We start from the raw sequence: 26,414 nt of genomic DNA on the forward strand, positions 1-26,414 counted from the left end.
CACCCGGGCCGCTGGTCCGGGTGTTTTTGTTATCGCGACACCATCACACTTGGCAGGTATTTGGTCGGATCTGCGGATTTCCGCCCTTGTCGGACTTCAAAGTGAAGCTGCGGGAAGGTCACCGCACCGGTCGTGCCAACGGTCGAGATCTTTTGGCCGCGCGTTACAACATCACCGCGCGCCACCAGCGGGTTTTCGGTATGTGCATAAGCCGTCACGAAGTTATCGGCATGCTTGATCAGGATGAGGTTACCAAACCCGCGCAACTCATTGCCGACATAGGTCACAACGCCATTTTCGGCTGCGACAATGGGGGTGCCACGGTTGGCCTGAATATTGATGCCGTCGTTAAACAGCCCACCAGACCCTGCCCCGTATTTCAAGACGACTTTACCCTGAACAGGCCAGATAAAGCCTTTTCGTGCGGATGGCTCGGCCAACGCGACGTTCTGACGAACATTGCTGCCTTGGCCGGCGACCGGTGTGGATCTGCTATCTGATACCCAGCTGCGCGCGGATGCCATCTTGCGTTCGGCAGCCGCGGCGAAATCCTGTGGTTTTATGCCAGGTGTCGGGATGCTGCCGCCATTGCGCGGCGAGACCCGTGCAACGGTGGTTGTCGGGCGCGATGTCCGAACCTGTTTGTTCGTGGCTTTCTCGGGCACATTGACCACCGTTCGTTTGCCGCCAATCGTGACGGTTTTCGTCCGGCTCGTGGATTTGGATGCAACGGCCGTGTCCGGCGGCATGCTGTCGTAATTTGGTGTCCAGGGCGGCAGCACAAGGCGCTGCCCCGGATAAATCACATAAGGCTTGCGAAGGTCATTGCGGGCCGTGAACTGCACGAAGTCCATGTGATAGCGCACGGCAAGCTCGGAAACCGTGTCACCCGGCGCAACCGTAATCACGCGTTCACCGTTCTTGAGCTTCGGCATGCTATAGGGGCTATAACTTGCCCCGTCGCCATAGACCACAGGCACCGGAACGGAATTGAGCAAACAGCCGCCAAGCGCCGCACTTGCCGCACAGACAAGCAGCAGGCGTTTTCCGTGATAAACAGCGCGTTTGACACAATTTTCCATCATGTTTTTGATTGTCTCCGATCAGCGGTTAACAATCAGTAAGCATGAAGGCGTTTTGCGACGGAATTTTTGTGGTCCAGAAAGATTAGAATTCTTCAGTACCGGGCAGCATTGGCACAAAGCGAACCGGCATCAGTTCAGTAACGTCCACACCAGTCGGCGTGCGCATGACGCGAAGCAAAAGCTGCGTATGGGATACCTCGCCCACCGGTACAACCATAATGCCGCCAACAGCCAGCTGATCGACAAGCACGGGCGGTACGTCCTGTGCGGCAGCTGTGACGATAATGCGATCAAACGGCGCCTGTGCCTTCCAGCCGAGCCCGCCATCGGCATGGAGAGTGGAAATGGTGTGAAGCCCAAGCTCGCGAAACTTGTCTTCGGCCTCACGCAACAGCGGCTTGTGACGTTCAAGGGTGTAAACCCGGCGTGCAAGCTTGGCCAGAATGGCGGCCTGATAGCCAGAGCCCGTGCCGACCTCAAGAACCTTCATGCGGTCATTAAGTTCAAGCGCCTGGGTCATCAACGCGACGATATAGGGCTGCGAAATCGTTTGCCCCTTGCTGATCGGCAAGGCGACATTTTCCCAGGCACGGGTCACGAACGGTTCCGCGACAAAGGATTCACGTGGAATATCAGCCAGTGCCGACAGCACTTCTTCATCGTGAATGCCATCATCACGAAGCGTCTGCAGCAAATTGCCTATGGCGGTTTCACGCGTAATCACCGGCTCGTTCACGGAAATGCCTTCGTCAGTTTTTCAAACGTTTCGTAATGGGTGAAATCAAGACTGATCGGGGTAACAGAAATATTGCCCTGTTCAATCACACGCAGATCAGATGTTGGGTCTTCTGGCAGATCGGATTGAATGGCACCGATCCAGTAATAAGGCTCACCACGTGGATCAAGCCGCTCTGCAATGTGATCACCGATCTTGCGTTGGCCCTGCTTGGCTATTTTGACTTCTGCCCCGCTATTGGCTTCATGATCAGGGAAATTGACGTTGATCAGCACCCCTTTGGGCCAGGTCGTCGTCACCAAGGTCGCCAAGACGTCCTTGAGGTATTTCTCGGCAATCGTCCAGTCGATCATATCGCTGGCAAAGTATTGCGAGAACGCCACAGCTGGCACGTTCAGAAGCGTTGCCTCCATCGCGGCTGCGACGGTTCCGGAATAGGTCACATCCTCGCCAAGGTTACCGCCCCGGTTAATTCCGGACAAAACGATGTCAGGCGGGCTATCACGCATCACCTGCTGCAAACCAAGCAGGATACAGTCGGTGGGTGTGCCATCAACGGCGAAATGCCGTTCGTCACGTTTGTGAATGCGCAGCGGGCGGCGCAGGGTCAGGGAATGCCCTGCCCCGCTTTGCTCCATCGACGGTGCGATCACCCAGACATCATCGGAAAACTCGCGCGCGAGCTGTTCGAGCAGCTTGATCCCTGGCGCGTCAATGCCATCATCATTACTGATCAGGATTCGTGCATTGGTGAGATCAAGCATGTCTGTATCGTCCTAGCGCGCCGAGATGACCTCAAGACCGCCCATGTAGGGTTTGAGCGCATCCGGAACACGGATCGAACCATCAGCCTGCTGATAGTTTTCCATCACCGCAATCAGGCAACGACCAACCGCAAGGCCCGACCCGTTCAGGGTATGGACAAACTGGGTCTTTTTCTCGCCGGTCGCACGGTAACGTGCATTCATGCGGCGTGCCTGGAAATCACGCGTGTTCGAGCAAGACGAAATCTCACGATATTTGCCCTGCCCCGGCAGCCAGACTTCGATGTCATAGGTTTTTGTTGCCGAGAACCCGATATCACCCGTGCAAAGAATGACAGTGCGATACGGCAATCCCAAGCGTTCCAGAACGGTTTCCGCGCAACGGGTCTTGCGGGTCAGTTCCTCGTCGGACTTTTCGGCCTCGACCACCGAAACCATTTCGACCTTCGAGAACTGGTGCTGACGGATCATGCCACGGGTATCACGCCCGGCTGAACCGGCTTCTGAGCGGAAGCACTGGGTCAACGCGGTATAACGCAGCGGCAGCGTTGCCTGATCAACGATTTCATCAGCCACCTGGTTAGTGAGCGTGACCTCAGAGGTGGGGATCAACCAGTAATCATTGGTGGTCTTAAACAGGTCTTCGGCGAATTTCGGCAGCTGACCGGTTCCAAAGACTGCATTGTCACGCACGAGCATCGGCGTAATGGTTTCTTCGTACCCATGTTCGGTCGTGTGAAGGTCGATCATGAACTGCGACAGCGCGCGTTCAAGCTTGGCCAGACCACCCCGCAAAATCACGAAGCGCGATCCCGAAAGTTTGGCCGCGGTTTCAAAATCCATAAGGCCAAGTTTCTCGCCGATCTCGAAATGTTCGAGCGGCTTGAAATCAAACTCGCCGGGCGTTCCCCAACGATTGACTTCGACATTGTCATCTTCGTCTTCGCCAACCGGAACTTCTGGGTCAAGGATGTTCGGAAAGGAAGACAGCAAAAGATCAAGCTGATCATTGAGCGATGCCTGACCGTCTTCGGCTTCCTTGATCTTGTCCTTGAGCGTGCCCATTTCGGCCATCAGATCGTCGGCATTCTCGCCGTTTTTGCGCAATTTGCCTATTTCACCGGAGATCGTCTTGCGGCGGGCGAGCATTTCCTGATGCTCGGTCATCAGTTTGCGGCGCTCAACGTCGATATCGATCAGACGCTGTGCGGTTACGTCCTGTTTGCGCGCAGTCATTGCTGCGTCAAAAGCCTCGGGATTGTCCCGAATCCATTTAATGTCGTGCATCGAACAGCACCCTGTCAGTCTATCTATTTGTGGCTTTATACGATGGGGTGGACCCAAGGTCCACCCCGTCAAATCGGACGGTTCCGGCGGGCGTTTTCAATCAACGGGCGTTGTTGAAATCATCCTCGCCATCATCATTGGTCGATGGTCCGGACAATTTCGGCGCATCGCCGTCATCATCGGAAGATCGGGTCAAGGATGACTGACCATCATCATAGGACGCAGCGGCTTCTGCCTGGGCATCAACGCTGTCTTCCGAGGTCGCGACCGTTGTTCCGGTGGCAGCCTGTGCTCCAGCGTCGTCATCAGTCTCCGCCTCATCATCCTCGTCTTCGTCGTCCTCGGCATTTGCCTTGGCACGCTTGCGCTCGGAAACCCGCGCCATGATGATCGAGATTTCATACAGAATGATGATCGGGATCCCCAGCCCCACCTGTGAAATCAGATCCGGCGGTGTCAGAACAGCCGCAAAGCCAAACGCAATGACAATCGCGTATTTACGACGTCGCGCCAGACCATCAGCGGTAACAATACCGGCACGCGCCATCAGGGTCAGGAGAACCGGCAACTGGAAGCAAAGCCCAAAGGCAAAAATCAGCTTCATCACCAGTGACAGATATTCACCGACTTTGGCTTCAAGCTGGATTGCAAGATTGGCTGCCCCACCCGCCTGTTCGAAGCTCAGGAAGAATTTCCAGGCCAGCGGCATGATCAGGTAATAGACCAGCGCACCGCCCATAAGGAAAAGAACCGGGGTCGCAAACAGGAACGGCATGAAGGCCGAACGTTCATTCTTATAGAGCCCCGGTGCGACAAAGGCCCAGAACTGGCCAAGAAAGACCGGTGCAGACACAAAGCAGGCCGCAAAGAACGACACCTTGACATAAGTGAAGAACACCTCGGTCAGGGCGGTATAGATCATGCGGCGATCCGGCCCCATGATGTCGGCAAGCGGTCGTACGAGGAACCCGTAGATATCCTCGACGAAGTAGTAGCAAACACCGAATGTAATAAACAGCGCAAGAACCGCCCAGGTCAGGCGGTTTCTCAGCTCGATCAAATGCTCCATGATGGGCATCGGTCTGTCATGCGATTGCATGTTCACGCCTGGCTCTCCGGCTGATCTTTTTTCTTGCTCTCATCTGCGGACTTACCAGCCGTCTTCTCCGCCGGTTTTGCAGGGCTATCCGCCTTGGGGGCGGGTTTGTCTGCAGCCGGCTTTGACTCGGTCTTCGTTTCGTCGCTTTTGGGGCTTGAGATTTTATTCTCGAGGAAATCGGTCGGATTGCTGTGCGAACTGTTGACCTGCTTGCGCAGATCATCAAGCTCCGCCTCACGGATGATGTCATCAATTCCGCTTTGGAATTCGCGCGCCATTCCGCGCACTTTTTTCCAGTAACCCGCCAATTTATACAGCAAATGCGGTAGCTCTTTGGGGCCGACGACAAACAGTGCGACGACGGCCACCATAGCCAATTCGGTCCAGCCGATATCAAACATATGACACGCCTATCTGAAGGAAATCCGACAGACGATCAGGATTTCACAGAATCCTTTTCATTGTCTTTGCTCTCGGAAGAAACCGATGCAGAGGTCGTGTTTTCGATGGTCTTGGCCGAAGCGCCTGCATCCTGTTCTTCTTTTTCATTGATGCCCGCTTTGAAGCTCTTGATCCCTTTGCCCATGTCACCCATGACTTTCGGCAGTTTGCCTGCGCCAAAGATGATCAGGACAATCGCAAGAATCAGAACGATTTGCCAAACGCCAATACCCATAACTTCAATCTCCAAAGATCCATTCTGCCTTCCGGCGACTTGCCCGGATAATGGCAGAAAGCCCCCCACTGTGCAATGCGACGGTTGGTTAATAGCCGTGCACTACAAAATGCCTGTTACACTTGCGTCTTTTAGTCTGTCAAACCGGGTTAAAACCCCGCTCGCGACAACGCCTCAGGACATAGGAAACACGAAGGTCATCTCGGGATCAAGCGTTATAGCTACAGATGGCTGATTAATCGGTGAAAAACGCCTCGGGACCCGCGCATGAATGTGGTCGCCCGCCTCAAGTGTCAGGTGGACCAGATTAACTTCACCAAGAACACGTATGGCGTCGACATGGGCCAAGACATCATGACCGTTGATCGCCTCACCGATATGCAGTCCTTCGGGGCGAATCAGCACTTCAACGTCAGTTCCATCGTCGATCTCGGCACTTTCGACGGCACCGAACGGCGTTTTTACCTTGCCATCTGAAACTATGCCGGCAAACCGGTTCACTTCACCAAAGAATGACGCAACGAACCGGTTTTCCGGACGGAAATACAGCGTTTCAGGCGTGCCATCCTGCATGATCTGGCCTTCATTCATGATGATGATCCGGTCAGCCATATACATGGCTTCCTGCGGATCGTGGGTCACCATCACGGTCGCGATCCCGGCGTCCTTGAGTACATGCAAGGTGGTGTCCCGCAAATCTGCGCGTCGTGCCACATCAAGGCCCGAAAACGGTTCATCAAGCAACATGATACGCGGTTTGGGCGCCAATGCACGTGCAAGCGCGATGCGCTGCTGTTGCCCACCGGAAAGCTCATGCGGATAGGCATTGAGATATTCCGACATCCCGACCTGATCGAGTGCTGCTTCAATTGCGTTTGTCCGATCGGCTTCACTGAAATGACGCAGGCCAAAGCCAATGTTTTTCGCAACATTCAGATGCGGGAACAGGGCATAGTCCTGAAACACCATGCCGACACCGCGCTTTTCCGGCTCTACATAGCCACCAGGCTCGGCAACGATCTGATTATCGACGGCAATTTCACCGATCTGAAGCTTTTCGAGCCCCGCCGCCAGTCGAAGTGCAGTGGTTTTGCCACATCCGGACGGTCCCAAAAGACACACCAGTTCGCCGGGTGCTACATCGAAGCTGATATCGCGCAACACACGGTTTTCACCGAACAGGTGCGATACATGCGACATCTTCAGGCCGTCGGTCATCAGGTACTCTTCTTACAACAGGGATCGAACACACAAAGGTGCAAATGATTTGCGAAATCTTTCGTGAAACTTAAGGTCCCTGCTTGCCCGATGCAAGAAGATGGATCAATTGGTTTCGGGGTCGTGTGCGTCGCCAACGTCGATCACGTCGTTTTCAGTAGCCCTGCCCGGCTTCTGTTCGTCCGCATCCAGCAGATTTGGATTGTCCGAATAAATCGTCTCATCCAGATCTTCAAGATTACGTGTGGTCAGCGCTTCTTCGACGACAGAATCGGTAACTTCGCCGTCATCAACCAGATCCGGCAGGGCTTCGTCATCGGAATTCGCCCCGTAACGGCCCATGCCCGGACGGCTATCGAGCAACCCGGCCGCCTTAAGATCGGCAAGCCCCGGCAGATCATCTCGGCTTTCAAGGCCGAAATGATCCAGGAAGTTGTCCGTCGTCGCCCAAAGAACCGGACGCCCCGGAACCCGTTTACGCCCGCGCGGCCGGATCCATTTGGATTCCAGCAGGATATCCAGCGTGCCCTTTGAAAGCGCAACACCACGGATTTCCTCGATCTCGGATCGGGTGACCGGCTCGTGATAGGCAATGATGGCCAGGGTTTCCAGCGTCGCACGCGTCAGCTTTTTGGCCTTTTCGACCTCGATATGCAGGTCGCCGGCCAGATCGACTGCGGTTCGGAATGCCCACTTGTCGCCAACCTGCTTCAGGTTTACACCGCGCGGCTCATACGTGTCGGCAATCGCATTCATGATGGCGTTGACGTCAGTGCCTTCTGGCAGGCGCGCGGCGATTACCCGTTCGCTGACAGGCTCGGCCGAGGCAAACAAAACAGCCTCGACGATGCGGATATGTTGAAAATCGATCTCCGGACTGGATTCGACGCCTTCAATTTCAAGCTGCGATTCTTCGCTCATTAAATGCCCCTGCCCACCTATTCCTGAACCGGATCTGCGTCATAGTCATAATCGCGCGGCATATCCCCATCGCGTAACGTCTGCGGTGATCGCAACAAAATCGGTCCGAATGTTTCTTCTTGTGAAATTTCCAACTCGCCGTCACGGCACATTTCAAGACTGGCAACAAAGTGCGCAGCCAATGCAGAACGCGCCTTAAGCGGTGTTCCAAGCCCGCGCGGCATGAATTCAAGCAGTTTGGTCCATGTCGGGACCACACGGCGACCAAACAGGTCACGCAAACGCTGAATGGCATCATCCATCGCGTAAAGATCAAACGCCTCGATCTCAAGCGTTTTGCTTTCCGAGGTCAGCATGATCCGCGCATAAGCCTTTAGAAGATCATAAAGCGACGCGTCATAAACTGACGCCGTCGTCACCCGCACTTCTTCCGGATCGCCGCGCCCAAAGAAATCACGCCCGAGATTTGGCCGCTCCAAAAGCTTGTCACCAGCGGCTTTCATCGCCTCAAGACGTTTCAGCTGGAAGGCAAGAAGCTCTGCCATTTCCTCGGCACTGAGTTCTTCTTCGTCGCTTTCCTGCTTGGGTAGCAACAAGCGTGATTTCAGATAAGCCAGCCACGCCGCCATCACCAGATAGTCAGCCGCCAGTTCAAGGCGCAAACCCTGCGCGGTGTTGATGAATTCAAGATATTGTTCGGCAAGATCAAGGATCGATATCTTGATGATATCGACCTTCTGATCGCGTGCCAGTTCAAGCAGGACATCAAGCGGCCCCTCGAACCCGTCCAGGTCCAGAATCAGCCGTTCGGCAAGGCTCGGTCCTTCATCGACCGGTTTCTTGTCAAATACATCATCTGGAATTTCGAATTCGAACTGGTCTGCCATTTATCCCCGACTATCCCCTGCATGCGTCGGCGTTCAGGCAAAGATATCTGCCAGAAGCCTTACCAGTGCATTGGCCGGTTCAAGCACCAACCATTGGAACACCGGCAGGTCTATATCAAGCTGCGCTGTCACATAGGGCAGCAAAAAGACCAAACCGATCAAGATGATCATGCCGGTTTTTTCCATACGCGCCAAGACCCGTGCGATCGGCATCGGTGAAATCGCTGTCAGAACGCGTCCACCATCAAGTGGCGGGATCGGCAACATGTTAAACACCGCAAGAATACAGTTCAGCCAAAGCGACTGGTTAAGCATGGTCGCAAGCCAGTCATTCACCGCTGGTGAGAAGCTCGGCAACCAGACCAGAAGCAGGATCGATCCGATTGCGAGCGCCACGTTGGTCGCCGGCCCCGCAATCGCAACACCGATGACACCCAGACGTTGGGGGTGCAGACGATGAAACGCCACCGGAACCGGCTTGGCATAGCCAAACAGAAACGGTGCCGCGGTAATCAGAAGCAATGCCGGGATCAGGACAGTCCCGACCGGATCGATATGCCGGATCGGGTTCAGGCTAAGTCGGCCCATACGCTGGGCCGTATCATCACCAAACAGCTTGGCGGCAAAACCATGGGCGGCTTCGTGCAGGGTAACGGCCAGCAGGACCGGAATAATCCAGGTCGAGGCCGAGATGACCAGATCAATCACATCATTCACTTCTGATCATCTCCTGCCGACCAGACTGGTGCCAGAAGATCGGCAAGACGCGCCTGCCAGTCGCCAACCTGAGAATTGTCGGGCACACCTGCCTTAAAGGTCGCAATCTGGTTGGTAAATGTCTGGGCCCGTTGTAGGGAGCTGCCGGTCAGAAGCGGCGCCATAGAAACGACCTCTTCCATTTCGGTGCGCTTGCCATTGCAATGAAGCGCGATATCACATCCAGCACGCAGGCATTCATGCGTGCGGCTGGCGATTGAACCGCCAAGGGCCTCCATCGACAGATCATCACTGATCAAAAGGTTCTCAAAGCCGATCTCGCCGCGAATAACATCTTCAATGACCGTGGGGGATATGGTGCCGGGGCGCTGATCATCAATCGCGGTAAACAGCAAGTGTGCCGACATTGCCGCCAGCACATCTTTCATGTGCGAAAACGGCGCGAAATCAAACTCGGACAGCGTATCGCGCGATACCGTGACGATTGGCAGGTCCTTGTGGCTGTCAACAGTCGCCCGGCCGTGCCCCGGGATATGTTTGATGATCGGCGCAATCCCGCCATCCAGAAGGCCCGCGGCAACCGCGCTGGCCAGCATAACGACCTTACCGACATCCGCACCATAAGACCGATCCCCGATCACGTCACTCATGCCCGGCAGGCGCAGATCAAGAACCGGCGCACAGGTCGTATTGAACCCGGCTTCGCGCAGATCCATCGCCATCAGGCGCGCGCTGGTATAGGCCGCTTCGCGGGCATCATCCGGATTGCGATCAAACAGATCACCAAATGCACCCACCGGCGCGATATGGCGCCAGTGCGGCGGTTTTAAGCGCATGACGCGTCCGCCTTCCTGATCAACCAGAATCGGAACGTTCGTATTGCCGACGGTTTCGCGCAACGCGTTGGTCAGTGCACGGACCTGATTGCGGTTTTCGATGTTGCGCGCAAACAGGATGAATCCGAAAGGATCGGCTTCGCGCAGGAAACCCTTTTCCCAATTGCTGAGCTCCGTTCCTGCGATCCCGAGGATACAGGCACGCGGCTTTTTGACATCAAGGCCGGACAATGAGGCACCCCACACTGCGTTCTTTCAAATCTGTACAAAGCTTTTCGGCCGCCCCGGCATCGCCCAGCGGGCCGGCCTGCAGCCGATAGAAGACACCTTTGCCTTCGATTTCAATACGTTGTACAAACATCTCAAGATTGCCAAGCAAGTCTTTGTTTTTCGAAGATAATCGCTTCCATTCCGAAGCCGCACCGGCTTCTTCGCGTACTGAGGCCAACTGCACACGAAAGGCGCCCGACGGCGCCGCTGCTTGCACTGTTGGTGCTGGTTCTTCTTTGGCCGCGTCCACGGTTTCGGTTGCCGAGGTTTCATTGGCGCGGTTTTCCGCAGCCGCAACCACTTTCTCGGCGTCGGTCAGATCAGGTTCGTTGATTTCCGGTGCTTCAACGACCGGCTCATCAGCGGTTTCGCTTGTTTGTTCCGGTTCAGCGCTTTCCTGAGTGGTGGGCTCTTCCGCTACTTCTGCGGCTTGATCACCTTCTGATGCCTTTGGGGTCGGCAGAACTTCCGGTGCGCGTGGCATGTCGGGCAGTTCCTGCAAGACCACATCGGCATCCGGATCAACATCGCTCAACTGATCGTAAACGGTGGTTTCACGGTGCGGGACTTCCATCCCGCCGGGATCTTCCGGGCGGATTTTGATCGGTGAAGGATCGGGCAGCAGGATCGGCAGATTGCCGTCATCCTGGATCGGCTGGCCCTGATTATAAAACCAGTAGCCTGCACCGCCCAGCGCGCCGCCGACAACCACAAGCCCAAGAACAACGGTGGCCAGCCCTTTGATCATGCTCTTGCCGGCGGATTTTTCTGATCCATAGTGATCAGCACGCTCTGCATGAAGGTTGGAACCGTGTTCTTCGCTCATATCTTACATCTCCTCGACAGGCGTGACGCCCAGCACCTCAAGACCGGATGCAATGACCGTTGCAACTGCACGGATCATCGCCAGACGTGCCAGAGTCGCCGGCAGATCATCGGCAACAATGAAGCGCAGCGCGGTGTTGTCACGTCCCTTGTTCCACAATGCATGGAATTCTGCGGCAATTTCTGTCAGGAAAAAGGCAATGCGATGTGGTTCATGAGCGGTTGCCGCCTGTTCGACGATACGCGGCCACTCTGCCATGCGACGCACCAGGAGTTTTTCTTCTTCCGTGCTCAGCAATGCAAGATCGGCCTCGGCGAGCGTTTTCTCGGAAAGGTCCTGTCCCGGGAACGCTTCCGCTGCCTGACGGAAGACCGAATTGACGCGTGCGTGGGCGTACTGCACGTAGAAGACCGGGTTATCCTTGGACTGTTCGGTCACCTTGGCGAAATCAAACTCCAGTGCCGCGTCGTTTTTGCGCGTCAGCATGATGAAACGCACGACGTCCTTGCCAACGCGCTCCACCACGTCACGCAGGGTCACAAAGGTCCCTGCACGTTTGGACATTTTAACCGGCTCGCCATTATCAAACAGGCTGACAAGCTGACAAAGCTTGATATCAAGATCGCCCTCGCCATGCGTGATCGCCTTGGTCGCAGCTTTCATGCGTTTGACATACCCGCCATGATCAGCCCCGAAGATATCAATCATCAGGTTGAAGCCGCGCTCATACTTGTCAAAGTGATAGGCAATGTCTGATGCAAAATAGGTCCAGCTGCCATCCGATTTCTTTAGCGGACGATCAACGTCATCGCCAAATTCGGTCGCGCGGAACAAAGTCTGCGGGCGCGGTTCCCAATCATCGGGCTTTTTGCCCTTTGGCGGCTCGAGAACGCCGACATAGATGTCACCCTTTTTCTCAAGATGCTCAAAGGCTGACTGGACCTTGCCGGCCTTGACCAGACCATCTTCAGACGTGAACACATCGTGGGAAACGCCCAGAAGACGCAGGTCTTCCTTGATCAACGCCATCATTTCAACGATGGCAAAGCCGCGGAATTCCTCAAGCCATTCTTCTTCGGGTGCGTTCTGCCACTTGTCGCCTTCTCGTTCGGCCATTTTCTTGCCCGGCGCGACCAGATAATCGCCCGGATACAGGCCCTGCGGGATGTCGCCAATGTCTTCGCCAAGTGCCTCCCGATATCGCATATGCAGCGAGCGCGCTAATACATCCACCTGCGCGCCGGCATCGTTGGTGTAATATTCCTTAGTCACGTCATAGCCAGCCTTGCCCAGAAGGTTGGCCAGAACGTCACCCACAACCGCACCACGGCAATGGCCGACATGCATCGGACCGGTCGGGTTGGCTGATACATATTCAACGTTGATCTTTTCACCCTTTCCAAGGTCGCTGTTGCCATAGGCTGTACCGACTTCAAGAACCTTGGTGACCTGGGACAGCCAGAACTGATCGGCCATACGCAGATTGATGAAACCCGGGCCGGCAATCTCGACCGTTTCTATGTGATCAAGACCACGAAGCTTTTCCGCAAGCTTCTCAGCCAGATCGCGCGGCTTCATGCCAGCAGCCTTTGAAAGCAACATTGCAGCGTTGGTTGCGGCATCCCCATGAGACGGATCACGCGGCGGCTCAACTGTCACGCGCGACGTGTCGCTTCCGGCAGGAAGAACACCGTCTTTTTCAAGGGCGAGAAGCTCGTTCTCGATATCGCTTTTCAAAAGGCTGAAAACATTCATGACTTGGAACTTTGTAATTTCTGGTTCTGACCGGACCGGCCAATTGACTGGCGCCTGTTTTGAGCCATTTCACCTCAAAACGCAAGTCACCCTTATTTAGACTGATTACAGGTTTTGACATTTCAGCCATGCGCGCTAAATAGTGACTTAAATACAGCGTTCAGACCATGCTATCATGTCGTCAAGGATCGCAAACACACCTGCCCCGGCAGGTTGAAGATCAAGGAGTGTTGAATGACCGATTCTGCTCGGCAAGTTCAAATGACTGAGAGTGCTGCGAAACGCATTCTTGAACTGATCGCAAGTGAAGGTGCTGCGAACACGATGCTGCGCCTGCAAGTCTCTGGCGGCGGTTGCAGTGGCTTCCAGTATGAGTTCTCGCTGGATTCTGACACCACGGACGAAGACCGCATCTTTGAAAACCACGGTGCGAAGATGGTGATCGATGAAGTATCGCTCGACCTTCTGGGCGGTGCAGAGATCGATTTCGTGCGTGAAATGGTTGGTTCGGCGTTTCGTGTGAACAATCCGAATGCCACGTCTTCTTGTGGTTGCGGATCAAGTTTCTCGATTTGATCCGGATCGACAAACCGATTTATAAAACGGGGTTCGTTACTGGCGAACCCCGTTTTGTTTGACCAGACACCCATAAAACCGAGGCCCGAATGAAAATCGCCACTTGGAATGTCAACTCGATCAAGGCCCGCCTGCCCAACATTCTTGACTGGTTGCAGGAAGGCAAACCCGATGTGGTCCTGTTGCAGGAAACCAAAACGGTCGATGACGCGTTCCCGGCGATGGAGATCGAAGACCTTGGCTACAACATCGCGGTACATGGTCAGAAAACCTATAACGGGGTTGCGATCCTGTCCAAATTCCCGATCGAAGATGTTGAGCGGGGCCTGCCCGGCAATGATGACGACGAACAGGCGCGCTATATCGAAGCAACGATCAGCTCCAACCACCCCGTCCGGGTAGCATCGATCTATGTTCCGATGGGAACTGCCGTCGGGGATGAGAAGTTTGATTACAAACTGAACTTCCTTGATCGCCTGATCACCCGGTTTGAGAAGATCCGCGCCAGTGGCGAGGCCGCTGTCATGGGCGGCGATTATAACATCGCGCCGGATGACATGGATGTTTATGACCCGGCAAAACTGCACGAAACTGTGCTGTGCACGACGGTTGAGCGCAAGCGTCTGCGCACCATTATGAATATGGGCTTTACCGATGCCTTCCGGACCTTCAACCCGAAAGGCCATCAATATAGCTGGTGGGACTATCGTGCAGGAGCCTGGAACAAGGACAATGGCATTCGCATCGACCACCTTCTTCTGACACCAGCCGCTGCCGACCGCTTGAGCGCATCGGATATTGACCGCGAACCGCGCGGCAAGGAGAAGGCATCTGATCACACCCCGGTCTGGTGCATGATCGACGATTGATCGGTTGTCATAACTGACATAGCAAAGGGCCGCACCTGATTAGGATGCGGCCCCTTTTTGTTTTGGTAAGCGCCAAGCGTTATTCGGCGGCCTGCTGCATCGCGCTGCGATAGGCGACAATATCCTCGATGCTGATCACGACCATGTCGTGACTGTTGGCATATTCGATCAGCTCAGGTAGGCGCGCCATGGTGCCATCCGGGTTGGTGACTTCACACAACACACCTGCGGGCTTGAACCCCGCCAGTCGCATCAGATCCACCGTACCTTCGGTATGGCCACGACGTTCAAGAACGCCACTCGGACGCGCGCGCAGCGGGAATACATGGCCTGGACGTGCCAGATCGCTTGGTTTGGTGTCATCGGCGATGGCGGTTTTGACTGTGGTGACGCGATCTGCGGCCGACACACCGGTGGTAACACCGACCTTGGCTTCGATGGTGACGGTAAAGCCGGTTCCCATGCTTGACGTGTTGTCAGCAACCATGGGCGGCAGTTCAAGTTCCGTGGCCTTTTCATCGGTCAGGCACAGGCAGACAATACCACTGCAATCGCGGATCAACATTGCCATCTGTTCATTGGTCAGATTTTCTGCGGAAAAGATCAGATCGCCTTCGTTTTCGCGATCTTCGTCATCAACAACCAGAACGCCTTTGCCTTCACGCAGATCATCAAGCGCACGTTCCATACGCGCACGCGGATCGCCAAAGATCGAAAGATCGGATTGTTTTTCAATACTCTGATTCATAACCGTCCTCTACGGATGGGGCTTACGAACCAGGGCAACAAAGAAAGGCCCGCTTTGCGACAACATGCCACATCGCGGTCGCAGTCAGACGGTAAATCAGTCACGCCAAGGCGTTCCTGTCCTTACCGTCACGCTTTATCCTCTCCCATCCGGACTGTTACCGTCGGCTCCGGAATCTCACCGGATCTGCTGACCCCAAAAGTCTTGCGACCTGTGGGCGCTCGCGGGCTTTCCAGAAAACTGAATTACCGCCGGTCGGGATTTGCACCCTGCCCTGAGAATAAGCGCCGTGTTTCAACGACAAACGCCGATCACAATTGATCGACAGCCGCACTTTAAGAAAGCCCATCTCCGTTGTCAAACACCTTAAAACCATTGAAAATTTGTGGTTTAAATTTCCGAAAGGACTTTGCCGGCCCGGAAGTGGAACTCACAGCCGCTCTTGCGCGCCTCACGTGGTGCCCATTGGCACACAGCACATCTTTTATCCGAAGAACGGCGCTTTGATTTGCATTCCCGATGCAAATAGCTGCCTAGCATGGCGTCGATATAGCTGCCCTCAAAGACATCGACGCCCAGACTGCGACCCATGCGAAGTGCGGTTCGGCTGTCACAGCGCGTCAGGATCAGGCTTTGGTCCGCAAACAGTGCAGCAAATTCACGCAGTCTTTCCGAGACTTCGGCGCGACGGGAACCGACAATATTGTGGTCCCAGATCACCTTGATGAAATCGACATTCATCTTGCGCGGCGACAAAAACTCAAGCGCAGGCAACGTGATCCGGTCCAACCCGACCTGTATGCCAAGGGAATGCAGGAAAGCGCAGGCATCTTCGAATTCCCACCAGTTCGCGATCGCGTCCTCCATGGAAAACTCGATCGCCATATTCTCGATCAGTTTTCCGTCATGCTCGGCGATGAAATCGGTGAATTTGTCGGTATGCACGGTCTGAATTTGCATATTCAGATGCAGTTTGTCCGGCAGGATCTCAGGCGCGATGGAATCCGTGACCTCCATAATCTTTTCATCAAGCACACGCGACAGAATTTCGATCTCGCCCGGCCCTTCGAGCAGGAAACTGGCAAGATGATGTTGGCGCAGGTAATCCAGTGAACAATAGATTTCATGACCAAGGATTTCGCGACGGCTGTCGTCAAACGCAACAATCGCCTGACGCCGACACGAATCAAAGACGGCGTCGGTTGTGATCGCACCGCGGAGCATCTCGGCCATATCGAAACGGTGGGAACTTGCCGTGGTCGCGCGCTCGCTTAGCGATATTCCAAGCAACTCGCCCAGCTTTCCCTGATCCTGAGGCCACTCAAAGCGGTTCCACAGGTTATCGGGAATATGGCCAAGTCCCTGACGATCAATAACATCGGTCAGGATTTCGCGAATATGCTCAACAAAGGTGTGGTCATCATTCTCCCACGCTCCGGCCCGCGCAAATGCCACCATACCGTTTTCAAGGCGTTGAACCTTGGTGTTCTCTGGCAGGTTGTGAAAGGCATCGCGCGTGATGGCCTGATAGTCTTCTGTGCCAAGACGCAGGTCGGCCGGGATATTCAGGATACCCAATGATGGCGATTTGCCGTTGGCCGCGTGTTTGCGCAGGCTTTCGACAAACCGGTTAATGGTCAGCGCGGGATTGGTTGAGTGGGCGTTCATGGCATTCCTGTGTGAATTGGTCACAACCTATGCCACAAATATGGTTAACTCAACCTAAATATCTATACCATTGCATAGTGACTCCTCCACCTTTAGAGCAAGCTTGGTGAAGAATGTCATCGCCGGCACCCCGACGACATAGCCGTCAATGCGGTCAATCACCCGTAGCCCCTGAAGGGCGTTGGCCGTAAAGACCGCATCAAATTCACGCAATTCTTCGGGTGTTTTCGGATCCGTGCTGATTTCAAGCTCGGCTTCCTCGGCCCACTGCAGGACATAGTCACGGGCAAGACCGCACAGAATTCCGGTATCTTCGTCGGGCGTCCACACGCTGTCACCGGAAATCCCGAACAGGTTAGCCACGCTGGTTTCCGCCACATGACCATCTGCCGACAGAATGATGGCATCATCCATTCCGTATTTCTGCACTTCCTGTCGGGCGGCAATGTTATCCAGGTAATTGGTGCTCTTGATGCTTCCTGCCACCGAATGGGCATTTCGGCGCACTTTTTCCGACGTCGCGACGTTAAGACCAATATTGGGATCGACCGGCTCAAACGGTGCAGCGGTGATCAAGATGGTGGGATCCGGTGCGTCTGGGGGCAAAATGCCCCGCTCCCCCGGTCCACGCGAAACGGTCATACGTACGACCGCATCCTGGCGGTGAATGTGCTCAAATAGTTTTGCAACAACACTTTCGACTTCTTCAGTCTCAGGCAAAAGATCAAGCGGGAATTCAATCAGTTCCGCATGATGGTCAAGGCGCCCCATATGGGCATCAATCCAGGCAATCTTGCCTTCATGCGCGCGCATGGTTTCAAAAAAGCCATCGCCAAGAAGAAAGCCACGATCCGTTACCGGAATGGACGCTTCATCAAGATCGCGAAAACTGCCATTCATCCAAACCTGCATAGCCCGATCCCTTTTAGTCGTTGTCGGCTCCCTGCCCGGAAGCACGTTTCAGAAAATTGGCCAACAATGCGTGGCCCTGTTCCGTCAGGACAGCCTCGGGATGAAACTGAACGCCATAAAGCGGCAGGGTCGCATGGGCAAATGCCATGACCTCGCCGTCCGGCCCCGTTGCTGTCTCAATCAAACTGCCATCATTTGGCAAATCAACAATTAACGAATGATAACGCGTGACTTGCAAAGGATTGTTTAATCCCGCGAACAAACCGCTTCCAGTGTGACGGATGTCCGATGTCATGCCATGGACCGGTCGTTTTGCCCGTTTGACAGTCCCGCCAAAGGCCTGCGCGATCGACTGATGGCCAAGACACACCCCTAACATCGGGAACTCGGTCTTAAGCGCGTTAATCAGATCAAGACTGTTCCCCGCTTCATCGGGCCCACATGGCCCGGGTGAGAACACAATCGCCTCTGGCTTGATGGTGCGTACACCATCCGGGGTAATCTCGTCATTGCGGACAACCATGACAGCATGGCCGAGTTCTTCAAGATAGCGGGCAAGGTTGAAGACGAAGGAATCGTAGTTATCAATCAAAAGGATCATGTCAGATCCTCTGCATCAATGCCGAACAACTCGAACATTTTGGCGGCCTTGACCAAAGTTTCCTCGTATTCCAGCCCCGAATCACTGTCGGCAACGATCCCGCCGCCAACATTAAAGGCCATCTTGCCGCCATTCACGCTAAGCGTTCTGATGGCAATGTTGGTATCCATACTGCCATCAAACCCGACATACCCGATCGCCCCGCAATAAGCCCCGCGCGTTGTGCCTTCGAGTTCGGTAATGATTTCCATGGCCCGTATTTTCGGGGCACCTGTAATGGACCCACCGGGGAAACAGGCCCGCAGGGCATCAATCGCGGTCTTGCCGTCTTTCAGTTTACCGGTAACCGTCGAAACCAGATGATGAACATTGGCATAACTTTCCAGCGAACAAATCGCCGGCGTTTTCACAGTGTGAGGATTACTCACTTTTGACAGGTCATTGCGCAAAAGATCAACGATCATAACGTTTTCCGCGCGATCCTTGCCTGACAGCATTAATTCCTGCGCCAGTACCGCATCGCTGAGCGGCGTCTCTCCGCGGGGGCGCGTGCCCTTGATCGGTTTGGTTTCGATCTGACCGTTGGTGACCTTAAGAAACCGTTCGGGCGAGTTCGACAGGACCGCAACATCGCCAAAATTCAGGAACGCGCCAAACGGGGCGGAGCTGATGTCACGTAAACGGCGATACAAATCAAACCGGGTTGGAACTGCATCATCTGGATATTCCGCCCGGAAACTTTGCGACAGGTTTGCCTGAAAAATGTCGCCGGCAAAGATATAGTCAATCACGCGCTGCACAGCGACCTCATAGGCGCTGCGATCAAAATTCGACTTCCAGCTTGAGACGTCGGGCTTGTGCGGCGCTTCCGGCGTTTCGATCAGGGGCTTGGCAAGTTTCAGATACTTGCGCACCAGCGCCATGCGATCATTTGCACGTTGATCACGCTTGGGTCCGGGCGCCTCTGGAATGCCCGTTGAGATCAGCCACATGCGGCGTTCATGCTGATCAAAGGCAATCACCAGATCATAGATCCCGACCGCCATATCCGGCATGGAAAGCCAGTCATCCGCCGCCACCGGAAGAACTTCTGTCTGATGGGCCAGCTCATATCCGAAGTAGCCGACCGCCCCGCCCTGAAATGGTGGAAGATCATCTCGCGTCTCGACCGCGTAGCGCCCTAAGAGATCATCAAGCACATCAAACGGATCACCGGGCACATCAAAACCATCCAGGATCGCCTGCCCGTTCTTTGCCGTCAGCTTGTGTAACGGCGATACCACGATGTAGGAAAACCGGTCCCGGTCACCAGAATCCAGAAAGTGGCTATCAGCAAAGATGGCAAAGGCACCGTAGGCATCGACGGGCTCGATATAGGGGCATTCTTCTATCAGCATTCAGCAGGGGCAATCTTGCGGGAAAAGGGATCAAAACCGCCGCAACGTGCGGGCTGGCGCCATATCCATGACAAAGCACGCCAATCTAAGCGATTCTTTTGCTATCTGGCGAAGGTTTTTATTGCCTCGATGTGATTTCCAGCTCCAAAAAAGAAAAGGCCAACCGATCAAGGTTGGCCTTTCGCATGAAGCATCGAAATCCTGATTACATCGAGGCAATACGTTCGAACGCCTCGTTGAGCTTTGCCAGGGTATCCTTGGCTTCCTCAAGCTTGGCTTTTTCGGCATTCACGATGTGTTCAGGTGCACGGCTGACAAACTTCTCGTTCGAGAGTTTGCCTTCCTGCGCCTTGATGTATTTGGTTTTGTCCTGGATTTCCTTTTCCAGACGGGCCTTTTCCGCCGCGACATCGATGAAATCGGCGACAGAAACAAAGACCGTCACGCCATCAACCACAGTCTGGATCGCACCTTTGGCAATGGCTTCGACATCGCCCTGCCCTTTGAAGGAAATCTCGGCAACACGTGCAAGGCGTTTGACTTGGGCTTCCTGTGCGGAAACAGCCGCCTTCATCGCATCAGACGCATCCACCAGATAGATCGGCACTTCGGCTGCTGGCGGTACATTCATCTCTGAACGGACACCACGGATGTCCCCGATCAGGCGGATGGCCAGATCAACTTCGGCTTCTGCCTGACGATCAATCAGGGCTTCGTCAAATGCCGGATAACCTTCAGCGATCAGCATTTTTGCACGACTGTCGGCCGTCTTGTCCCAAAGTTCTTCGGTGATGAACGGCATGATCGGATGCAGGATCAAAAGGATCTGATCAAGAACCCAGGCGGTCACCGCGCGAATTTCAGCTTTGGCTTCTTCGTCATTGCCCATCAGAACCGGCTTGGCCAGTTCCAGATACCAGTCACAGAACGAACCCCAGACGAACTGATAGGCGCTGCTTGCAGCATCGTTGAAGCGATAGGTCTCAATACCGGTGCCAACAGACTTGGCGGCTTCAACCGTCTTGCCAACGATCCAGCGACCAAGAGTCGATTTCACGCTTGCTGGGTCAAAGCCATCCACCGGCTTGCATTCGTTCATTTCAGCAAAACGGGCCGCGTTCCAAAGTTTGGTTGCGAAGTTGCGATAGCCTTCAACACGCGATGCAGCAAGCTTGATGTCACGCCCCTGTGCCGCAAGCGCTGTCAGGGTAAAGCGCAGCGCATCACAGCCATATTCATCAATGATTTCCAGCGGGTCGATCACGTTGCCCTTGGATTTGGACATCTTCTGACCGTGTTCATCACGCACCAGCGCATGAATATAGACATCACGAAACGGCACTTTGCCGTCCATGAAATACATGCTCATCATGATCATCCTGGCAACCCAGAAGAAGATGATGTCAAAACCGGTGACCAGAACATCGCCCGGATAGTATTTGGCAAGCTCAGGCGTCTTTTCCGGCCAGCCAAGGGTCGAATACGGCCACAGACCAGACGAGAACCAGGTATCGAGAACATCGGTTTCCTGGGTCAGCTCGACATCCTTGCCGTAATGGGCCTTGGCGGCTGCCTTGGCTTCTTCTTCGGTTTCCTCGACAAAGAATTCGCCATCCGGGCCGAACCATGCAGGGATGCGATGCCCCCACCACAGCTGACGGGAAATACACCACGGCTGGATGTTGCGCATCCACTCGTAATAGGTGTTTTCCCAGTTTTTCGGCACAAAGCGGATACGGCCATCTTCAACCGCCTCGGTTGCCGGTTTGGCCAGAACTTCGGCATTCACGAACCACTGGTCGGTCAGATACGGCTCGATCACAACGTTCGAACGGTCGCCATACGGCACCATGTGAACGGTATCTTCGATTTTCTCGAGAAGGCCCAGTTCGTCCATCTTGGCGACGATCTGTTTGCGGGCTTCAAAGCGATCAAGACCACGGTACTCTTCCGGCGCTTCATCATTGATGCGCGCGTGATCATCCATGATGTTGATCTTTTCCAGACCGGCGCGTTTGCCGACCTCGAAGTCATTGAAATCATGGGCGGGTGTGATCTTCACCGCACCCGATCCTTTTTCCGGATCGGCATATTCATCCGCCACGATCTGGATCCGACGGCCCACGATCGGCAGGATGCAGTATTTGCCAACCAGATCCTTGTACCGTTCGTCTTCCGGATGCACAGCAATACCGGTATCGCCCAGCATGGTTTCCGGCCGCGTGGTTGCGACCGTTACGAACTCGCCATCACGCCCTTCGATCGGATATTTGAAGTGCCAGTAATGGCCTTTGACTTCTTTCTGAACGACTTCAAGGTCGGAAATTGCGGTCAAAAGCTTCGGATCCCAGTTTACCAGACGCTTGTCACGGTAAATCAGGCCATCCTTGTGCAGTTTGACAAACACCTTGCGGACCGCAGCTGACAGGCCGTCATCCATGGTAAAGCGTTCACGCGGCCAATCCGGCGACGCGCCAAGACGGCGCAGCTGGTTGGTAATGGTTCCGCCGGACTTTTCCTTCCACTCCCAGACCTTCTCGACGAACTTCTCACGACCGAGGTCATGGCGCGTGACATTCTGTTCGCCAAGCTGGCGCTCGACCACCATCTGGGTCGCGATTCCGGCATGGTCGGTACCCGGCTGCCAAAGGGTGTCCTTGCCCTTCATCCGGTTGTAGCGGATCAGGATATCCTGAAGCGTAAAGGTCAGTGCGTGCCCCATGTGGAGGCTGCCGGTCACGTTTGGCGGCGGCATCATGATGACATAGGGATCGGCGTTTGAGCTCACATCACAGGCAAAGGCGCCTGCTTTTTCCCATTTATCGTAAAGTCTGCCTTCAACATCGGCCGGGTTGTAGGTCTTCTCCAACATGGTCTTTTGATCCGCTGCGGGTTTCATCATCTATACAAAGAAAAAGCGGCGCACCGTTGGCGCGCCGCTCGAATGTCAAAATCGGCTCGCCTACAGGTCTTCGGCGCGGTTCACAATCCGCTCGATTTCCTTTTTCACAAGGCGTTCGATCATATAGGGCAGGTTTTCGTCAAGCCATTCCTTAAGCAACGGGCGCAGCATGTCGCGCACCAGATCTTCAAGGGTGGCATGTCCTGCATTGACGCCAAGCGCAACTGCGCGTTTCTTTGCAACAGCTTGAGCCAGTTCGGAGATGGTGCCGGTCGCTGTTGATTCCGTCATATTGGAAATCAGCGGCTCGTCATCTTCCTCGTCGTCATAAAGCGCTGGCATTGCCGGTTCGGGCTCTGGCTCCGGTTCCGGCTCTTCGAATTCTTCTTCCAGAGGAGTCTCGTCGAAATCGAGCATATCGTCGAGTTCGAGTTCTTCCTCTTCTTCCGGCTCGTCAAGCTCGAGCTCTTCGGGTTCGTCGTCGAATTCAAGCTCTTCTGGCTCTTCATCAAGAACGAGCTCGTCGATTTCTTCTTCCGGCTCGGGCTCGGGCTCGGGTTCCGGTTCTGGCTCGGGTTCCGGTTCTGGCTCGGGTTCCGGCTCAGGTTCTGGCTCGGGCTCCGGTTCCGGCGTCGGTTCGGGTTCAGGAGCAGCTTCTTCCTGTTTTTCTTCGTCCCCCTCATCGGCAAGAATCTTGCGGATGGACTGGAGGATATCCTCCATGGAAGGTTCTTGTTGCCCGTCACTCATAATTAAACTTCCGCACTAGTGTCATTCAACCAGACCGATCCGACCCAAGTCCGAAGGCAGGGTTATTCACCCTGCCCCGACCATCAACAAATCAATCCGTTCCCCACCACTGGTCCTTGACCTTGTTATAGTTGGACTCAGTGTCATAAACTTCGACCGGCAGACCAAGGACCTGCGCATTGAGCGCGCCCATGGCAGCCTTGACCTGAAATTCTGCAACGGCGGCATCACGGCGCGACCCGACTAGATCCACGCGGGCCTGCAGAAGTTCCTGTTCCTGATCAAGAACATCAAGAACGGTACGCGATCCGACCGATGCTTCACGCTGAACACCATCAAGGGCAACTTCAGCAGATGAAACCTGTGCTTGCTGCGATTCGATGCTTGCACGCGCGGTCACAAGCGTTTCCCAGGCACTGGTCGCATTTTCAATCACGGCACGACGTGCTTCATCAATCTGAATGCGCGCCTGACCGGCCGTCTGCTTTGCCGAACGGACGTTCGAGAAAACAGCCCCCTGCTGATAAAGCGGAATCGATACCGATGCGATGATGTCAGCACTGTCAGCCGTGAAATCCTCGGTCGAGGCTTCATGTGCGCGCTCGACACCGGCAGCCAGGTTGACTTCCGGATAGAGCGAACCTTCGCTCAGCCGAATGTCAGACTGGGCTGCTTCTTCGGTGTAAACGGCTTGCAGAACATCCGGATGCTGACCCTGTGCAATTGACAGAACGTCAGAAATGCTGGTCGGGAGACCGGCAAGCGGGTTTGGGATTTCAAGATTGCTCGGCGGGTTGCCAACAAGGCGCTCATACTGCGCGCGGGTATTGGCCAACGCACCCTGAGCCGAAATCAGATCGGCTTTCGCACCGGCAAGGCGGGCTTCGGCCTGCGATACGTCGGTACGGGTGACTTCACCAACCGCAAAGCGGTCACGCGTTGCTTCAAGCTGACGTTCAAGAACGCGGACGTTGTTCTGATTAAGCTCAACAACAGCCGTGTCACGCAGAACGTTGAAATAGGCTGTGGAGACCTGAAGCATCACATCCTGCTCGGTCGAGCGCAGCGAAGCGCGCGCTGCCTTGATGCGGGATTCTGCACGTTCGGTTTCTGCCGTCGTCCGGCCACCACGATAGAGCGGCTGCGTAACATCAAGGCCAACCGTGTACGGTGTCAGGCTGTTATCGGTGTTCGTACCGTTGACTTCGGTTTCGTAGTCACGAACGCCTGCGCTGCCCGAAAGGCTGACACTCGGCCGCCAGTTGGACAGGGCCGAGGAAATTTCTTCGTCGGTCGAACGCAAAGACGCACGGCCGGCTTCGAGTGTCGGGTTGCTCTGGTACGCCTTGATAAGCGCGTCTTCCAGGCTTTCTGCAGAAGCACCACCGGCAACCACGCCGCCGGTCGCCAGAATACTGCAGGTCAGCAAGAACCGTTTGATCATTTATCTACCCTTGTAAAATCCTACACCAAGTCCCGACCCCGGCGCAGTTTCACGTATGGTAACGACGGAAGAAAAAATTTCCAAGAAAAGAGGCATTTGCATCAAAAAAAAGTAATGTGCCCCGTTTCACCGTCATTGCCGTTCTCAATCGTAGCGGCTCATATCGCGCTCAATTTCAAGCGCCCATGCATCTATACCGCCGCGAACATTAAAAACCTCTTTAAATCCACGGTCCTCAAGGAACCGCCCAGCATGACGACTGCGTACGCCATGATGACAAATGATTACAAGGGGCTTGTCAGGTGCCAGTTCATCCACCCTGCCCGACAGCTCGGAAAGCGGAATATGCAGCGCCTGACTGATCGCGCAGATTTCTAGTTCCCAGTCTTCGCGTACATCAAGCAAGGTCATCGGTGTTGCGTCATCAAGTCGCGATGCAAGTTCCTCACAACTGATATCGAACACCATCAAACCTTAACCCGGTCCCGTTCAGAATCCGAAAGCCAAATCAGAAGACAAAGCTTTCTTCCGGCTCGAAGCCCGGAAGATACGGAATGTTCGCATCAAACAGATCGCGATGACCAATGATACCGTTTTCGCGCTCATACAGGCGCGCAACGCCGACCTTGCCCGGCTCACGTACAACCGCCAGCAAACGACCACCTTCGGAAACCTGCTCAAGGATTGCCGCCGGAACCTCGGCAACGGCACCATCAAAGATAATGACGTTATACGGTGCCTGTTTGGCATAGCCGGTGGCCATATCGCCTTCGACGACAATAACGTTGTCGTAGTTTTCGGCCTGGAAGGTCGCCTCGGCTGCGGCTGCCATGTCCTTGTCGCTTTCAACCGACACAACGGTTTCGGCAACGCGCGACATCAGGGCGCTGGAATAGCCATACCCGGCGCCAATCACCAGTGCGACATCGGTTTCGGCGATCTGTGCGCTTTGCATGAGGCGTGCAATGACCATCGGCTCCATGGCGAAACGACCGCCACCAACAGCAATGTCTTCGTCAATATAGGCGACACCGCGCTTGGCTTCGGGCAGGAACAGTTCGCGCGGAACCCCTTCCATCGCTGCGATGACCAGCGGATCGGTAACCTTGTTGGTCCGAACCTGATTTTCCACCATGTTATGGCGCGCGACTTGGTAATCCATGATTATCTGACCTGAAAATTCTCGCGAGAAACAGACCGCAGTCCCCTTGTTGTCCCCAAAGACGGCTACGGCAATTGCCCTGTTTATAGTTGCCACTTAAGCACCTGACAACCACGGATCAAGCGCAAAGCCTTCTTTGAGCGTGGACTTTCTGCTCTTTTTCGTTTGCGCAGCGTCACAATCAAGCAATTTTTCAAACTTTGCGGCGTCTCAAAGACGGCCTGATCAAAATGACGCATAAAAATACTGAGACAAACAGAATACATTATTCATTTGAGCGCTATATACCATCGTATATATTCACAATC

General features: G+C 54.7%; 26 protein-coding genes and 1 riboswitch. Of the genes, 2 read left to right on the top strand and 24 right to left on the bottom strand.

Annotated elements, in window-relative coordinates:
* Window positions 1–29: 29 nt before the first annotated feature.
* The 14 genes from ACXAF0_RS11885 to argS all read right to left on the bottom strand — a co-directional run bounded on the left by ACXAF0_RS11885 (window position 30) and on the right by argS (window position 13,077).
* Complete coding sequence (locus ACXAF0_RS11885; RefSeq protein ID WP_475346060.1) at window positions 30–1,085, bottom strand: peptidoglycan DD-metalloendopeptidase family protein; 1,056 nt, start codon at window positions 1,083–1,085, stop codon at window positions 30–32.
* An 82-nt stretch (window positions 1,086–1,167) separates the two neighbouring features.
* A complete protein-coding gene (locus tag ACXAF0_RS11890; protein WP_475346061.1) occupies window positions 1,168–1,821 on the bottom strand; it encodes a protein-L-isoaspartate(D-aspartate) O-methyltransferase in 654 nt (217 codons plus the stop codon).
* A complete protein-coding gene (surE, locus tag ACXAF0_RS11895; RefSeq protein ID WP_475346062.1) occupies window positions 1,818–2,585 on the bottom strand; it encodes a 5'/3'-nucleotidase SurE in 768 nt (255 codons plus the stop codon). The genes ACXAF0_RS11890 and surE overlap by 4 nt, the downstream gene beginning before the upstream one ends.
* Window positions 2,586–2,597: 12 nt before the next feature.
* A complete protein-coding gene (gene serS, locus ACXAF0_RS11900; RefSeq protein WP_475346063.1) occupies window positions 2,598–3,872 on the bottom strand; it encodes a serine--tRNA ligase in 1,275 nt (424 codons plus the stop codon).
* A 100-nt stretch (window positions 3,873–3,972) separates the two neighbouring features.
* Window positions 3,973–4,950, bottom strand: coding sequence for a twin-arginine translocase subunit TatC (gene tatC, locus ACXAF0_RS11905; protein WP_475346064.1), 978 nt, complete (start codon window positions 4,948–4,950; stop codon window positions 3,973–3,975).
* A 23-nt stretch (window positions 4,951–4,973) separates the two neighbouring features.
* On the bottom strand, window positions 4,974–5,372 hold the full coding sequence (gene tatB / locus ACXAF0_RS11910; protein ID WP_475346065.1) for a Sec-independent protein translocase protein TatB: 399 nt from the start codon (window positions 5,370–5,372) through the stop codon (window positions 4,974–4,976).
* Between the two features lie 35 nt (window positions 5,373–5,407).
* Complete coding sequence (gene tatA, locus ACXAF0_RS11915; protein WP_167718353.1) at window positions 5,408–5,647, bottom strand: twin-arginine translocase TatA/TatE family subunit; 240 nt, start codon at window positions 5,645–5,647, stop codon at window positions 5,408–5,410.
* Between the two features lie 174 nt (window positions 5,648–5,821).
* Window positions 5,822–6,865, bottom strand: coding sequence for an ABC transporter ATP-binding protein (locus ACXAF0_RS11920; RefSeq protein ID WP_475346066.1), 1,044 nt, complete (start codon window positions 6,863–6,865; stop codon window positions 5,822–5,824).
* A 105-nt stretch (window positions 6,866–6,970) separates the two neighbouring features.
* Entirely contained in the window at window positions 6,971–7,786 is an 816-nt protein-coding gene (scpB, locus tag ACXAF0_RS11925) for an SMC-Scp complex subunit ScpB (protein ID WP_475346067.1), read from the bottom strand.
* A gap of 17 nt (window positions 7,787–7,803) precedes the next feature.
* Window positions 7,804–8,673 carry a segregation and condensation protein A gene (locus ACXAF0_RS11930; protein WP_475346068.1) on the bottom strand — a complete coding sequence of 290 codons (870 nt, stop codon included), beginning with the start codon at window positions 8,671–8,673 and terminating at the stop codon, window positions 7,804–7,806.
* Between the two features lie 33 nt (window positions 8,674–8,706).
* Window positions 8,707–9,390, bottom strand: a complete 684-nt coding sequence (locus ACXAF0_RS11935) for a site-2 protease family protein (RefSeq protein WP_475346069.1) — start codon at window positions 9,388–9,390, stop codon at window positions 8,707–8,709.
* Window positions 9,387–10,457 (bottom strand): beta-N-acetylhexosaminidase, encoded by a 1,071-nt coding sequence (nagZ, locus tag ACXAF0_RS11940; RefSeq protein ID WP_475346070.1) that lies wholly within the window; start codon window positions 10,455–10,457, stop codon window positions 9,387–9,389. The genes ACXAF0_RS11935 and nagZ overlap by 4 nt, the downstream gene beginning before the upstream one ends.
* The gene (locus ACXAF0_RS11945) at window positions 10,444–11,322 is read right to left on the bottom strand and encodes an SPOR domain-containing protein (protein ID WP_475346071.1); all 879 of its coding nucleotides are present in this window, start codon (window positions 11,320–11,322) and stop codon (window positions 10,444–10,446) included. The genes nagZ and ACXAF0_RS11945 overlap by 14 nt, the downstream gene beginning before the upstream one ends.
* Before the next feature lie 3 nt (window positions 11,323–11,325).
* Window positions 11,326–13,077, bottom strand: a complete 1,752-nt coding sequence (gene argS / locus ACXAF0_RS11950) for an arginine--tRNA ligase (RefSeq protein WP_475346072.1) — start codon at window positions 13,075–13,077, stop codon at window positions 11,326–11,328.
* Between the two features lie 234 nt (window positions 13,078–13,311).
* Here argS and erpA point away from each other — a divergent pair, with 234 nt between their 5' ends.
* Together erpA and xth are read left to right on the top strand one after the other, a co-directional pair.
* Window positions 13,312–13,653, top strand: a complete 342-nt coding sequence (gene erpA, locus ACXAF0_RS11955; RefSeq protein WP_475346073.1) for an iron-sulfur cluster insertion protein ErpA — start codon at window positions 13,312–13,314, stop codon at window positions 13,651–13,653.
* Between the two features lie 89 nt (window positions 13,654–13,742).
* Window positions 13,743–14,522, top strand: a complete 780-nt coding sequence (gene xth / locus ACXAF0_RS11960; protein WP_475346074.1) for an exodeoxyribonuclease III — start codon at window positions 13,743–13,745, stop codon at window positions 14,520–14,522.
* A gap of 79 nt (window positions 14,523–14,601) precedes the next feature.
* On the opposite strand, the gene ribB is transcribed toward xth, so the two are convergent.
* The 10 genes from ribB to ACXAF0_RS12010 all read right to left on the bottom strand — a co-directional run bounded on the left by ribB (window position 14,602) and on the right by ACXAF0_RS12010 (window position 26,106).
* On the bottom strand, window positions 14,602–15,270 hold the full coding sequence (ribB, locus tag ACXAF0_RS11965) for a 3,4-dihydroxy-2-butanone-4-phosphate synthase (RefSeq protein ID WP_475346075.1): 669 nt from the start codon (window positions 15,268–15,270) through the stop codon (window positions 14,602–14,604).
* A gap of 133 nt (window positions 15,271–15,403) precedes the next feature.
* A riboswitch (FMN riboswitch) is annotated at window positions 15,404–15,556 on the bottom strand.
* A gap of 104 nt (window positions 15,557–15,660) precedes the next feature.
* Window positions 15,661–16,938, bottom strand: a complete 1,278-nt coding sequence (locus ACXAF0_RS11970; RefSeq protein ID WP_475346076.1) for an EAL domain-containing protein — start codon at window positions 16,936–16,938, stop codon at window positions 15,661–15,663.
* A 54-nt stretch (window positions 16,939–16,992) separates the two neighbouring features.
* Window positions 16,993–17,850 (bottom strand): aminotransferase class IV, encoded by an 858-nt coding sequence (locus ACXAF0_RS11975; RefSeq protein WP_475346077.1) that lies wholly within the window; start codon window positions 17,848–17,850, stop codon window positions 16,993–16,995.
* Window positions 17,851–17,863: 13 nt separating this feature from the next.
* Window positions 17,864–18,451, bottom strand: coding sequence for an anthranilate synthase component II (locus ACXAF0_RS11980; protein ID WP_475346078.1), 588 nt, complete (start codon window positions 18,449–18,451; stop codon window positions 17,864–17,866).
* Window positions 18,448–19,848, bottom strand: a complete 1,401-nt coding sequence (gene pabB, locus ACXAF0_RS11985) for an aminodeoxychorismate synthase component I (protein WP_475346079.1) — start codon at window positions 19,846–19,848, stop codon at window positions 18,448–18,450. The genes ACXAF0_RS11980 and pabB overlap by 4 nt, the downstream gene beginning before the upstream one ends.
* Window positions 19,849–20,053: 205 nt before the next feature.
* On the bottom strand, window positions 20,054–22,720 hold the full coding sequence (locus ACXAF0_RS11990; RefSeq protein ID WP_475346080.1) for a valine--tRNA ligase: 2,667 nt from the start codon (window positions 22,718–22,720) through the stop codon (window positions 20,054–20,056).
* A gap of 90 nt (window positions 22,721–22,810) precedes the next feature.
* Entirely contained in the window at window positions 22,811–23,473 is a 663-nt protein-coding gene (locus ACXAF0_RS11995) for a DUF2497 domain-containing protein (RefSeq protein ID WP_475346081.1), read from the bottom strand.
* Between the two features lie 118 nt (window positions 23,474–23,591).
* Window positions 23,592–24,944 (bottom strand): TolC family outer membrane protein, encoded by a 1,353-nt coding sequence (locus ACXAF0_RS12000; RefSeq protein ID WP_475346082.1) that lies wholly within the window; start codon window positions 24,942–24,944, stop codon window positions 23,592–23,594.
* A gap of 144 nt (window positions 24,945–25,088) precedes the next feature.
* Window positions 25,089–25,412, bottom strand: coding sequence for a rhodanese-like domain-containing protein (locus tag ACXAF0_RS12005; protein WP_475346083.1), 324 nt, complete (start codon window positions 25,410–25,412; stop codon window positions 25,089–25,091).
* A 40-nt stretch (window positions 25,413–25,452) separates the two neighbouring features.
* Window positions 25,453–26,106, bottom strand: coding sequence for a protein-L-isoaspartate O-methyltransferase family protein (locus ACXAF0_RS12010; RefSeq protein ID WP_475346084.1), 654 nt, complete (start codon window positions 26,104–26,106; stop codon window positions 25,453–25,455).
* Window positions 26,107–26,414 lie beyond the last annotated feature (308 nt).

The organism is Thalassospira sp. ABD4_177, assembly GCF_056160125.1.